Below are 14,058 nucleotides of genomic sequence, written 5' to 3' on the forward strand. Positions count from 1 at the left end.
CTCACTTATCAATTAATTTGAAGCAGTAGCTGCAACAGAATATTTTTTAGTATAGTTTTCATCACCTTTATTACTAAATACATTAATCTTTTCTTTTTTAACAGTAAGATTAATCTCAGTTCCAGGTTTTAATATATTATTAATAGTTGATTCTTGGATTATTTCACAGGTTTCATTTGTATCTTTTATTTCAACGAAATAGTGAGTGTTTATTCCTAAGAAAATGCTAGATAAAATAGTAGCTTTAATTCCTTCATTTTCATTAGAAATTACAAGTTCTTCAGGTCTTATAGATACAGTAACATCTAACTTCTCATTATTATTTAATAAGTCTTTAGATAAATTATCCATTTCGATGTTGTAATTCTTAGATAATGAAAGAGTAACTTTTCCATTATTTAAAGAAATATTTCTTTTCATTATATTTGTGCTTCCAATAAATGAAGCAACGAATAAATTGCTAGGTCTTTGATAAATTTCTTGTGGAGTTCCAATTTGTTGAATAACTCCAGAATTCATAACAGCAATTCTATCTGAGACAGCCATAGCTTCTTCTTGGTCGTGAGTTACGTAAACAGTAGTAATACCAATTTGGTTTTGAATTTCTTTAATTGCGTTACGCATATCTACACGCAATTTTGCATCTAGGTTTGAAAGGGGTTCATCCATTAAAAGAACATCTGGATGAATAACTATAGCACGAGCTAAGGCAACTCTTTGCTGTTGACCTCCTGATAAAGCTTCAGGAAGTCTATCTTTATAATCACTAATTTTTACAATATCAATTATTTCATCAACTTTTTTAGCTATTTCATCCTTAGGAACCTTTCTATTTTCAAGTCCAAAAGCTATATTTTCCTTAACAGTTAAGTGAGGGAAAATAGCATAGTTTTGAAAAACCATTCCTATATTTCTTTTAGATGGAGGAACATTGTTAACGATAGTATCATTGAATTTTATAGTGCCACCTTCTATGCTATTAAATCCCATAATCATTCTTAATAATGTTGTTTTTCCACAACCAGAAGGGCCTAGTAGTGTGAAAAATTCACCATTTTTAATTTCAAGATTTAGATTAGGAATAATTATGTTTTCACCATATTTTTTTATTATATTTTCACATGTAATACATCTACTCATTTTCGAATATTCCTCCTATAAATAATTTATTTAATATTAATTTTTAGTATTTGTAAATATTTCAGTATATTTTTCAGCTATTTCTTTCTTGTGTTCAAATACATAATTTCTATCTTCTTCTAATAATTTAATATCTTTTAATGGTTTCATATAATCAGCAAGTTCAGCATCTTTTCTTAAAGGTCTTATAGTTAATTGAGTACCAAAAGCATCTTGAGCTTTCTTTGAAGTTAAAAAGTCCATAAATAACTTAGCGTTGTCCATATTTTTAGCACCCTTAATTATTGCAGAACCAGGATCTAGGAAAACTGCACCTTCTTCAGGGTAAACAACTTCAACGTTTCCACCATTTTTAACATAGCTTACAGATGGATCTTCATAAGTTAAACCAACAACAAATTCACCATCAGCAACACTTTTGTGAACAGCACCTGAACCATTAGCAACTTTACCATCTAAATTAGCAACTAAAGATTTAACATAATTCCAACCAGCATCAGATGTGTAATCACCACCCATTGCAAGTAATATGTTAGTTAATTGAGCAAAGGAAGAACTTGAAGTTGCAGGATCTGAAGCAGCTATTTTACCTTTAAGCTCAGGGTTTAATAAATCTTTATAACCTTTTATTTTTATATTACCAATTAGATTTTTATTAACTAATAGTACGCTTCCATCAGAACCGTAAGTAGTTACATAACCATTAACATTTCTATGACCTTCAACTAGATCATCATTATATTTAGCAACATATGGTTCAAAAAGATCAGGGTTTTGAACATATTGAGCCATTGAACCACCAAATATTACGTCAGCATAAGAATTATCCTTTTCTGATTGTAGACGTTTAAATAATTCGCCTGTTCCAGCACTTACTAGTTCAACTGTTATACCAGTTTCATCTTCGAATAAAGGTACTATAGTGTTAACTATATCTTCACTATTAGGTGAGTAAACAACAAGCTTTTTAGAGCCGTCTTTGGTTTGTGCTGAGTCCTTTACACCACTACAACCTACAAAAGAACCAACTGTTATTACAGTAGCAGTTAAAAGAGCAATAATTTTTTTCATCATAAAATCCCCCTTAAAATTAAAATTTGTAACAATTTTATTTTAATAAAAAGGTTTTCATAAATAAATGTCAAAATAAATAAATATAGTGTAAAATAGAAAACAGATTTACGAAGGAGAAATATAATATGGTAAAAGGAGCTAAAAAGGTAAGAAATTTTGAAGATTCAATAAGATACATGTTTTTAAGGTATTCATTAATGTCTATAGTTATAGCATTAGTATTATTTTCAATATTTGTAGTTGTAATGCTAAAGATAAATATTATTATTAATACAACTCAAGCAAATAAAATTATAAATGAGAACATTAGTAAGTTATATGAGAATTATTATAATGAAATTAATAATGTATCATCTTCTAGTAATTTAGTAAAGTATATTAAAACTAAAGAAGATGGGAATCTGATTTTTGATGAGTTTTATAAATTTAATAAAGATCAAGATGTAAAGGGCGTATTTGAGGTAGTAGATACAAGTGGAAACTTTATAATATCTACAGCATATTCAGATTCTAATTTTGATGCAGACGGATATATACGTAGAAATATAATACCTAAGCTAAAAGAAAAACCAGATGAGACTTATGTGGAAGAGAATTTTATTAAGTATCAAAATGACAGTACAGCTATTACCTTTGCTAAAGCTGTAAAGGATAACAACGAAATAATTGGTTATGCTCTTTTAATGGTGTTTAAGTCACCGTTAGAAGAAATGCTCTTTGTAAAAAATAATGAGCTTGCAGTTTTTACAGACAAAAGAAATAGAGTTATTGTAACTACGAACAATTCAGTTAAAGGACTTGTAAATAAGTTTAATCCACAAGTTGCAAAAGGAAATAAAATAGAAAATGTAGATGCTTTAGAATCAGGTAGTTATTATATGAAGAAAACAACTTTACCTAAGTCTAATTTTAATATTTACACTTTAAATTCCTTGGAAATAAAAAATACATTATTTATTGTTTATGGAGCCTTTTTAATGATAGTAGGATTTCTATTTTGGTTTTTATTAAATCATTTAGCAAATAGGATGTCAAAAGAAAATACTAAGTCGATAGACAAGCTTATTTGTGCAGTTAATAAGTTGAAAACTGGGGATACTTCCCATTATGTTAACATAAAAACTGGGGATGAGTTTGAAGTCCTTGGGGATGAATATAATTCTATGTTAGACACATTAAATTCTTTAATGATAAAAAATAAAGAGCTATCTAAATTAAAATATCAAAGTGAAATGAAGCTACTGCAATCACAATTTAATCCTCATTTTATATTTAATATATTAGAAACATTAAGGTATTCGATATATATAGCACCAAAGGATACAGAAAAGATAATAATAAAGTTAGCGAGTTTATTAAGGTATAGCATAAATTATGAGGCTGATAGAGTAACTTTAGATAAGGATATTTGTTATATAGAAGATTTTTTAGAGTTAAATAAATTTAGGTTTAAGGACATGCTTAATTATAATTTTTTTATAACTGATAAAGCAAAAGAGGCTTTAGTGCCAAAGTTATTAATACAAACTTTAGTAGAAAACTCAATAAAATATGGTTATATAACAAAGGACAGCCTAAAGATAGATATTATATGTGAAAATAAGGAAGATAAACTAATAATAGAAGTGAAAGATAATGGATCAGGAATAAATGAAGAAACATTAAAAGAGATTCAAGAAATAATATCAAAGGTTGAAAATAATTCTAATCATATAGGATTACATAATTTATATAGAAGACTTGAGCTATTTTATGGAGAAAATAAAAGCTTTGAAATTTCTAGTACTTTTGGGGTAGGTACTAGTATAAAAATAGAATTACCCTATGAATTATGATTTTATAGTAAGAATACTTTGAAGATAAAAGTATGAACAATGAACGGAGGAATAACTATGTATAAGGTTTTAATTATAGAAGATGAAGAAATGATAAGAAAAGGGTTAATTTATACTTATGAATGGGAAGAGCAGGATTTAATAGTAGTAGGAGAAGCTGCAAATGGAATAGAAGGGTTAGAAAAAATAGAAAGCTTAAAGCCAGATATAGTTATAGTAGATGTGAATATGCCTATAATGACTGGAATAGAAATGCTTGAAAAATCAGTAGATAAATATATATTTAGTGCAATAATACTTTCAGGCTATGCAGAATTTTCTTTAGCTAAAAAGGCTGTTCATCTAGATGTAGCGGAATATCTTTTAAAGCCAGTAGATACAGAACAATTAAAAATAGCTTTAGAAAAAGCTAAGGAACAAGTAGAGCTTAGAAAACAAGCTAAGATTATAAAGGAAGAATATAAAGATATAGATGAATTTTCATGTTTAAAACCAAATTTAATAAAAGATAAAAAGAAAACATCTAAATATGTTTTGAAGATGATAGATTATGTTAATGAAAATTATAAAGAAAAAATAAGCATTCAAGATTTAGTTGAAATACTATGTGCAAGTTCAACCTTTTTAAATAATGAATTCAAAAAGGAAACAACATATACCTTTAATGACTATTTAAATAGGTATAGGATAAATAAAGCAATAATATTAATGAAGGAAGGTGATGAAAAAATATATAATATTGCATCAGAAGTTGGCTTTAAGGATTATAGATATTTTATTAATGTATTTAAGAAATATACAAATTGTACTCCAACTGAATTTAGGTAATATATCTGGAATAAGAAATAATATGAACAATATGTAAATAGATACTATTGTAAATGAATGAATAAAAAAATATGATATAATTATTCAAATATCTACATTAGTACTTTAGTATGAATGTTTTATTAATATTATTTTTTAGAAAGGTTGTGGATAATGATAGATTTTATTTATAATAATTTATCTATACTAGGAGCATTTGTTTTTTGGTATCCGTTAATAATGTCTCTGTTTTGGATTTCTGGAGCAGTAATATTTTCATTTTATAGAGAAAAACATATTGAGTTAAATATAGAAGGAATATCATGGCCTAAAATTAGCATTTTAGTACCATGTTTTAATGAAGAAGAAACTATAAGAGAAACAATAGAAAATCTCTTAAATTTATCATATCCAGATTATGAGATTATTGCTATTAATGATGGAAGCACAGATGGTACAATAGAAATTTTAAAGGATATAGCTAAAAATGAAAAAAAGTTAAAAGTTATCCATTCAGTGCAAAATAAAGGTAAGGCAAATGCTTTGCATATTGGTGCTTTTGCTTCAACATCAGAATATTTATTATGTATAGATTCTGATGCTTTAATAGAAGACAGTGCCCCTTACTATTTAATTAACCATTTTATTAATAAAGGTGAAAGAGTAGGTGCTGTTACAGGAAATCCAAGAATAAGAAATAGAGATACTTTATTATCTCGTATGCAAATTGTTGAATATTCTTCTATTATTGGATCTATTAAAAGAACTCAAAGAATACTAGGAAAGGTTATGACGGTATCAGGTGTCATTGTAGCTTTTAGAAAAAAGGCATTAATAGATGTAGGAATGTGGGATAGAGATATGATTACAGAAGATATAGCTATTTCATGGAAACTGCAAAAAAGATTTTGGGATATAAGATACGAACCAAGGGCTTTATGCTGGATGTTAGTTCCTGAGACTTTAAAGGGAATATGGAAACAAAGAGTTAGATGGTCTCAAGGTGGACAAGAAGTAGTCCTTAGACATTGGGATATATTTAAAGATTGGAGACAGAGGAGACTTTGGCCAATATATATTGAGCAAATTCTTAGTATTATATGGGCATTTATGTGGTTAATTATTACTGTTATTTACATATTAAAAGCTAAAGATTTTCAAGAAATTATGATGTGGTTTGCATTTAATTCTTTTGCATTAGTAATGTTAAGCCATGTCCAATTAATAATATCCATAATAAATGACTCAAGATATGATAAAGTGGCAAGATACTATATTTGGGCAGCATGGTATCCAGCTATTTATTGGATGATAAATACTTTTGTTGTAATTGCTGCAACACCGAAAGCAATAAAGTCGAGAATAAGGGGAGGATATGCTGTGTGGACCTCGCCAGATAGGGGGCATAGAAGTAGTATTTAATGAATAATTTTATAATTAAATCGAAACAAAATCCTTTTAAAAAATTATTAACTATAATATTAACATTAGTTATGTGGATTTACTCTATTGTAGTTTTTTATTTTTTTATAAGTGCTGTGTTTAATGAAAATGATAAGTACATATCTGCTGTAAAGGAAGCTTTAAAAATGACAAATAATGATATTAATGGATTTTTAATAATTGTATTTTTATTACTAATTATGAGCTTTTTAATATTGATTATTTGGAGAACATATAACAAAAAAAAATTTGGAAAGTTAAATAGAAGAGTATATCCTAAAAATACAACAAAAGAGGAAATGCTCAGTTTAAATTTAATATCTGAGAAAAACTTCAATAAGCTACAAGAACATGGAGTTCTAATTTTTGAAGAGAATCCAATAAAAGAATTAGAACGAGGTAAGAAACTTGAAAAAAAGAAATAAGATTATTTTAATAGGGTTAGTAATATTATTAGTAGCTTTTAAATGTTATCAAATGATTATTTTAGATTCTAAAGAAGATGAAACTTTGAAAGAAATAACTTCAGAAAATATTTGTGTTGCATTAAATTATCATAGAGTGAAGAAGCCTAAAATATGGTTTAAAAGTATAGAAGCTATAACTAATTCTAAAGAATTATCTAAATATAATGTATATGAAGATGATTTTAAAAAGCAAATGACTATGTTAAAAGAACAAGGTGCATATTTTGCAACATTAGATGAAATGATTAAATTTAGAGAAGAAGGGAATTTCCCGGAAAAGTGTGTATGGATTTCTTTTGATGATGTGGATAAAAGTGTGTATGAAAATGCATTTCCAATTTTAAAAGAAATGAATATTCCATTTACTTTATTTGTTATAGCTGGACAAGTAGGAAATAATGATTTTAATAACTTACAAATGGCAACTTGGGATGATTTAAGAGAAATGAAAGATAGTGGACTAGTATCCTTTGGTTCTCATTCTTATGATATGCATTATTTAGAAGATGATAAAGCAGTTTTCTTAGAGGAGACTAAATATACAGAGTTTAAAGAAGATATAATAAAAAGTAAAGAAGTAATAGAAAATAACTTACAAGTGGAAGTTAAAGCTATAGCGTATCCATTTGGAGAAACTTCGGATGAAGTAACTAATATTGTAAAGGAAGCAGGTTTCGAAGAAGCTTTTATCCTTAGTCCATCACCTATAACACCTGATTCAGATCCATATTATCAAAATAGATACTTAATAGATAATGTAGCTTTTAATCAGGTTATTATTCCATGGATAGAAAATAATTAGATTTAATAAAAAATCATAAAAATTATTAGCCTCAATATTAACAATTAAAAGTAAATAGAATTAACAAATAGGCTGTATCAAAAAAAATTGATACAGCCTATTTTTATCTTTTTATAAGTAAGTCTTTGTCAAACAATAACTATATAACTAACACTATGAAAACACCATCTACAGGATATTACATAGATAAATGTCAAAGAGTAACTAAATGACTAACATTATATAAAATATTATAAAACGAAAATTATAAAAGAAACTAGAAATAAAAATCTAATAGCTATTGGTGTAGATCAAGAAAAAATTACTAAAAACCAGTTATAAAATATCATAAATTTTCATATAAAGAGTATGAGGGTATCTATACACAATAAACGTATTTGGGGATTATCTAAGAAATTTATTGTGCAAAAATTATAATGGGGGAATTTAAATTATGAAGAAAAAAGATAAGTTTTGGCAATCCGTACAAACCTTTGGACGAAGCTTATTATTACCAGTTGCTCTTATGGCACCAATTGGTATGGTAATGGGGATCTGTAATGCATTTACACAAAGTTATATGATAGAACAGTTTAGCTGGCTATCAAATGAAACATTGCAAACTATTTTAAATAGTTTAAAGTCCATAACAAGCATCATATTCAATAATATTCCTTTATTATTTGCAATGGGAGTAGCTTATGGATTAAGCAAAAAGGAAAAAGGCATAGCTGTATTTTCTTCTGTTGTTGCATATTTAACATTAAATATAGTTATGAATGTTTATCTAATAGTGACAAAAACCTTAGCTCCTCAAGAAACTATGACTCAATTAGGACAAGGAATGGTATTAGGTGTACAAACATTGAAAATTGAGGCTCTAGGAGGAATTATTGCTGGTATAGTAGCAGCTAAGTGTACAGATAGATTTTATAAATTACAGTTGCCACTTGCCTTTGCTTTCTTTAGTGGTAAGAAATCTGTTCCTATAATAAGCTTTGCATTAATGATTCCTATAGGATTAGTAATTCCATTTTTCTGGGGAATAATAACCAAGGTGCTTATAAGTGGATCTGTAATTTTTATGAATAAATACGTAGGACCTGGTATATATGTGGCACTTAATAGATTGTTGATTCCATTTGGATTGCACCACGTTTTATCTTCAATAGTAAGATTTACAGAAGCTGGTGGAGTTTATATGATAAATGGAGAGCAATATGTTGGAATAATGAATGCTATGAATGAAATATTATTTAATTTAGGGCCAACACATCCAGCATGGAACGAGTATATGCCAACTTTATCAAGCTATATGGCTCCGGCTCAAATGTTGACTACTTTATTTAGAGTTCCAGCTATTGGACTAGCTATGTACCATACGGCATTTACAAAGAATAAAAAAGTAGCAAAAGGCGTTATTATTACAGTTTGCTTAACAGCTTTCCTAGGAAATATTACAGAACCTTTAGAGTTTACTTTATTACTTGTTAGTCCAATGTTATTTGTTACCTATTCAATTCTTGCAGGCATAACAACTATTCCTTTAGGATTTTTAGGAGTAAAGATGGGTTATATAAGAGGTACAATATTTGACTTTGGAGTATTTGGACTTCTTTATGAAAATACAAATTGGATTAATCTAGTGATACTAGGGATTATAAATTTTGTAATATTCTATTATGGATTTAAATTTATGATTAAGAAGTTTAATTTAGTTACTCCTGGTAGAGAAGACTTTGAACTAGATGAAGGTGCAAGTCTTTTATTAAAAGAAAAGAGATATAAAGAAATTGCTGAAATTGTTATAGATGGTTTAGGTGGTGCAATTAATATTCTAACTGTAGAAAACTGTGTAAGCCGTTTGCGTGTAGATGTTGATAAGCCGGAATTAATTAATAAAGATAGAATAAGAGAAAGTGGATGCTTAGGTATATTCTTACCATCAGAAAAGCATATACATGTAGTTTTTGGCCCACATGTAGAAGCTGTAAAAAATGCCGTAGATGATGCATTGAAGCAATTAGGAGAATGATATAAATAAGGCATCTTCAAAAAATAAATAAGTCAGAATGCTCGTCTATTTTGTGTTATACTGCGTCAACAGAGCCCTTAGATAGTACTACTATCTGCGGAACCTGTTTCCTTGTCTAACTCAAAATATACTTCCCATCTTTGACTTATTATTTATTTTCAGATGCCTAATATAGGCAAAATATTAAAAAAGCTGATGAAATGGAGAAGTAGTATGATAATTTATTCTAAAAATATATATCTAGAAGATAAAAAAATAAGTGGTTTTATTAAAATTCATGAAGAGAAAATTATAGATATAGTAGAATGTAAAGATGAACTAATAGAGGGGGATTTAAAAAATTATATTTTAAATGCATTGAAATGGGATAATCATAATGAAGTTCTTGATTATTCAGATTTTAATATTATTCCAGGTTTTATAGACAATCATGTTCATGGATGGGGAACAGGGTCTTTTTGGATTGAAAAGTCAAAAGAATCAATATTAGAAATGCAAAAGAATTTACCAAAAGAAGGTGTAACATCTTTTCTTGCAACAACTGGAGCAGATGCTATAGAAGATATTTTAAAACAGATTAATGAAGCTAATGAAGTATATGAATCAAAACAAATAGGGGCAGAAATGGTAGGAGTTCACTTAGAGGGGCCATTTATAAATAAGGAATACAAGGGAATGCAAAAGGAAGAAAATTGTATATCACCTAATATTGAACTTATGAAGTCCTTTTACAATAGGCAAAAGTCACATGATTTAATAAAATTAATGACAATGGCACCAGAATTAGAAGGGGCTAGAGAGGTTGCTGAATTCTGCAATGAGAAGGGAATACAACTTTCAATTGGCCATTCTGCATCTACCTTTGATAAAATTAAAGAAATGAGAGGATATGGGTTTGGAGGATTTACTCATACCTTTAGTGGAATGAGGGGTATGCACCATAGAGAGCTTGGTGTAGCTGGAGCAGCTCTGTATTTTGAGGATATGTATTGTGAATTTGCTAAACAAACTGGATTAACAGTAAAACATGAGATTTTTGATATAGCCTTAAGAATTAAAACTAGCGATAAAATAATTTTAACTACAGACTGTTGTGGACTAGCTAAAACAGATAAGCCTTGGCATCATTACGTTAGGAAAATAACTCTCATTCCTCATGAAAAAGGCATAATGATTAAGCATGATGATGGAAGAGAAGAAATAATAGATAATAGTCAATATGAAAACGTTAAAGACTTAGAAATGAGTTATATTAATTCAGTAAAAAATGTTGTAAAACATTCTAAGGTGGATATCTTCGATATTGTGAAGATGGCTAGTATAAACCCAGCAAAATATATAAATGTATTTGATAGAAAGGGAAGTATAGCTGTAAACAAAGATGCTGATCTATTAGTAATTGATGATGAGTTTAATATAATTGATACAGTTATTAGAGGTAAGATTTATTAAAAAGTTGATGCATAAGTAGTTACTAAAGAAACAACTGAAGTTATACTTTTATGTATAAAACTGAAGACTGTTGATACTTTGTCAGCAGGCCTGAAAAAGCCTATAGAAAATTTCTATAGGCTTTTGATTACATTTTTTAAACTTCAGTGGAAAGTTCTTCTAATTTTTTTGCTTTTGGAACTGCAATTTTAACTGCTATAATAACTGCACAAACTCCAGCTACTAATTTTCCAATCATAATAGGTAATATTAAATTAGGTTGGAAGTTTGCAGTAAATGCTAAATGATCACCTATAAGGAAGGCACCACATACTGAAAAAGCAATAGTTTTAACTTTATCTTCTGCATTCATGTCTTTAATCATAGCGAATAAGGCTAGTACATTTGCAGCTGCTGCAAGTAAGCCAGTAGTAGCATCTGTAGAAAGACCGAACTTTTTACCTATTACATTTAAAGGTTTTGCTAGATATTTTTTAATTAAATATACCATAGGGAAAGCACCACATAGCATTATTCCTATAGCTCCAGCAACTTCAAGAGCTCTTACCTGGTCAACAGCATCTGCTATTATAGGATCAAATCCCCAGACGCCAAATAAAGTACTAAATAATCCAGTGAAATATTCAACAACACAAAATACAAATACTAATCTTAAAACAGAATCCATAACCTTACCGAATACAATAAATCCTTTTATCATTGCATCTGGTTTAATTAATAATCCAATAGCAATAGCTGCACAAATTATAATTAAAGGTATTAGATTTCTAAAGATTTGCATATAACTTAATAATAATTGATAAGTTGAAGCAGCATCTGTACTTATAATATCTCTAACAAATGGTTTGTTTAATGCAATAAATAAGCTAGAAGTTAGTACACCTATAGGAATAGTTAATATACCAGACATCATGCCTAAAGCAAGATATTTATGATCTTTTTTTCCTATCATCTTTAATCCAACTGGGATACTAAATACAATAGTAGCACCAGCCATATATCCAGTTGTCATTGCCATTATCCAACTTTCTTTAGTAGAAGCTAGTGCTTCAGCAAGTTGATAGCCTCCCATATCTACAGCTATAAATGTAGTAGCAGCCATAGCTGGGTCAGCTCCTACAGCTTGGAATAGCGGTCCAAAGATAGTAGAAACAAACTTAGTTATAAAAGGAGCAGATGCCATTATACCTGCTACAGGTAAGAATATTGCTCCTATTGAGTTTATACCTTCTAAGAACTGATTTCCAAGCTCGCTCTCTTCTTTAACTATTGATGCAATAGCACCAACTACTGCACAGAACATAATTATATAAACGACTATCTTTCCTATTATCTCCATAGAAAATCCTCCTATTTTTTGTTTTTGTATAAATCTAGGGCAACATTTCCATATGTATCTGCATATTCATACCATAGATCTAAGTAGTTTCCAACATCTTCACCAAGTGATGTTTTGTATAATGCCCATATAAACCAGTAATATGAACTAATAGCTATATAAGCAATGTAGTGACATTTCTCTACTAAAGTCAGATCTCTTCCAAAGTAAATTTTTAATACTTCCATAGCTTCATCAACTGTATAATCAGAACAACATATAAATGTACCCATATCACTGGCTGGATCAGCATTGCCAGAGTACTCCCAATCTATTAGGTATATATTGTTATTATCAGTTAAGAAATTTGGATCATAACAATCATTGTGACATAAGCGCTTTTCTATATTGTCACCTTCAGCATATTCATATAGATTGCTAATTTTTTCTCTTAAAGTTTCAATATCATTAAAGTGAGGAAGGTGAGATTCTTCATTAATTAAATCTAGTAATTTCTCAGTTTCTTCAAAAATACTAAACTCCCAGTTTGATTTTATACAGCTATCATGGAGTTTTTTTACTAAAGAGAGGCCTTTTTTTACATCTTCTGGGTTTCTATAATTAAAATCTCTACAATTATCTATAAATTTAGAAACTTTCCATCCTTCATTAGGAGACATATAAATAAATGTATTATCTAATCCTAATTCTTTAGCAATTTGTTGAGAGAAACATTCACTTTCTCTATTTATTATTTCTTCTGTTCCAGCACCTGGATGACGATATATATATTTTTCATTTCTTACTTCAAATAAAAATGAGGTGTTTGTTAGTCCTTTTTTTATTTGAACTACATTACAAACTTCATTTTCTTCACACACTAATATAGAACAAATATTTTTAATTATTTTTGAACGCGTATCTTTTATATAAGATGAATCAAAATTCTTTAAGTCATCTAATGAATCAAACTCTAAAATATCATTTTTATCATATTTTCTAATTTTCATAGGAAGTTCGTTTATATGATTTATGTATATATCTTCCCATAAAAGTTTGTCCACTCCTGGATCGTTATATACTTTTTCTAGAATTTCAACAAATTTTTCTGAAAATTCCTTTGAGAAGTAAACATGACCTAACATAATCCAAGAATCATATCCACCAGCTTTTGCATTAGTTATTATGTCATTTTCGTCAGTTGTTATACAGTATTCATCTGTTTCGCTTTCTGCATATACAGCTGAGTAATATGAGAATTCTACATGACTCTCAAATACATTTTTAGTAAAGTAGTTGTCTGAAGAACAAATATAAGTATTTTTAAGTTTTTCTCTAACTAAGTATAATGTTGAATTATTATTTCTTTTGTTATAATCATTATTTACTACAATTTCTACATTAAATTTATCTTTTAAATAGTAAAAGCTTTCCTTCATATATCCAACAACTATTGTTATATCAGTTATTCCTGCTTCTTGTAATTGTTTTATTTGTCTTTCAATAAGTATTTCGCCTTTTACTTCTAATAAACCTTTTGGTCTTTCAAAAGATAGTGGAGCAAAACGAGAGGAAAGACCTGCTGCCATTATAATGGCATTATCAACCTTATTTTTATTAAATTCATTTGATTCCATAATGACCTCCATAATTTCGTTACTTAATATATGTATAATTTATAATGTTCATCTATTGAACGCAATACA

General features: G+C 28.4%; 11 protein-coding genes. 7 read left to right on the forward strand and 4 right to left on the reverse strand.

The genetic code is table 11. From position 1 onward, the window contains the following. Positions 1-12: 12 nt before the first annotated feature. Both ACH36K_RS04845 and ACH36K_RS04850 read right to left on the reverse strand, forming a co-directional pair. Positions 13-1,140 carry an ABC transporter ATP-binding protein gene (locus ACH36K_RS04845; protein ID WP_411169829.1) on the reverse strand — a complete coding sequence of 376 codons (1,128 nt, stop codon included), beginning with the start codon at positions 1,138-1,140 and terminating at the stop codon, positions 13-15. A 36-nt stretch (positions 1,141-1,176) separates the two neighbouring features. Next, a complete protein-coding gene (locus tag ACH36K_RS04850; protein ID WP_411169830.1) occupies positions 1,177-2,214 on the reverse strand; it encodes an ABC transporter substrate-binding protein in 1,038 nt (345 codons plus the stop codon). A 125-nt stretch (positions 2,215-2,339) separates the two neighbouring features. Here ACH36K_RS04850 and ACH36K_RS04855 point away from each other — a divergent pair, with 125 nt between their 5' ends. The 7 genes from ACH36K_RS04855 to nagA all read left to right on the forward strand — a co-directional run bounded on the left by ACH36K_RS04855 (position 2,340) and on the right by nagA (position 11,034). Further along, positions 2,340-4,049, forward strand: a complete 1,710-nt coding sequence (locus ACH36K_RS04855) for a sensor histidine kinase (RefSeq protein ID WP_411169831.1) — start codon at positions 2,340-2,342, stop codon at positions 4,047-4,049. A gap of 57 nt (positions 4,050-4,106) precedes the next feature. Next, positions 4,107-4,877: a response regulator gene (locus ACH36K_RS04860; RefSeq protein ID WP_411169832.1), complete on the forward strand. Its 771-nt coding sequence runs from the start codon at positions 4,107-4,109 to the stop codon at positions 4,875-4,877. A 153-nt stretch (positions 4,878-5,030) separates the two neighbouring features. Beyond that, positions 5,031-6,278, forward strand: coding sequence for a poly-beta-1,6-N-acetyl-D-glucosamine synthase (gene pgaC, locus ACH36K_RS04865; protein ID WP_411169833.1), 1,248 nt, complete (start codon positions 5,031-5,033; stop codon positions 6,276-6,278). Continuing rightward, entirely contained in the window at positions 6,278-6,724 is a 447-nt protein-coding gene (pgaD, locus tag ACH36K_RS04870) for a poly-beta-1,6-N-acetyl-D-glucosamine biosynthesis protein PgaD (protein ID WP_411169834.1), read from the forward strand. The genes pgaC and pgaD overlap by 1 nt, the downstream gene beginning before the upstream one ends. After that, complete coding sequence (locus ACH36K_RS04875) at positions 6,708-7,568, forward strand: polysaccharide deacetylase family protein (protein ID WP_411169835.1); 861 nt, start codon at positions 6,708-6,710, stop codon at positions 7,566-7,568. The genes pgaD and ACH36K_RS04875 overlap by 17 nt, the downstream gene beginning before the upstream one ends. 433 nt (positions 7,569-8,001) lie before the next feature. Then, positions 8,002-9,582 carry a PTS transporter subunit EIIC gene (locus tag ACH36K_RS04880; protein ID WP_411169836.1) on the forward strand — a complete coding sequence of 527 codons (1,581 nt, stop codon included), beginning with the start codon at positions 8,002-8,004 and terminating at the stop codon, positions 9,580-9,582. 213 nt (positions 9,583-9,795) lie between these two features. Beyond that, the gene (gene nagA / locus ACH36K_RS04885; RefSeq protein ID WP_411169837.1) at positions 9,796-11,034 is read left to right on the forward strand and encodes an N-acetylglucosamine-6-phosphate deacetylase; all 1,239 of its coding nucleotides are present in this window, start codon (positions 9,796-9,798) and stop codon (positions 11,032-11,034) included. A gap of 136 nt (positions 11,035-11,170) precedes the next feature. Here the strand turns inward: nagA and eutH are convergent, their stop codons facing one another. Both eutH and ACH36K_RS04895 read right to left on the reverse strand, forming a co-directional pair. Then, entirely contained in the window at positions 11,171-12,373 is a 1,203-nt protein-coding gene (gene eutH / locus ACH36K_RS04890) for an ethanolamine utilization protein EutH (RefSeq protein ID WP_411169838.1), read from the reverse strand. 11 nt (positions 12,374-12,384) lie between these two features. Next, the gene (locus ACH36K_RS04895; RefSeq protein ID WP_411169839.1) at positions 12,385-13,989 is read right to left on the reverse strand and encodes an NTP transferase domain-containing protein; all 1,605 of its coding nucleotides are present in this window, start codon (positions 13,987-13,989) and stop codon (positions 12,385-12,387) included. Positions 13,990-14,058: the final 69 nt, after the last annotated feature.

It is taken from the genome of Clostridium sp. MB05 (genome assembly GCF_046581255.1).
Lineage (GTDB): Bacteria > Bacillota > Clostridia > Clostridiales > Clostridiaceae > Clostridium.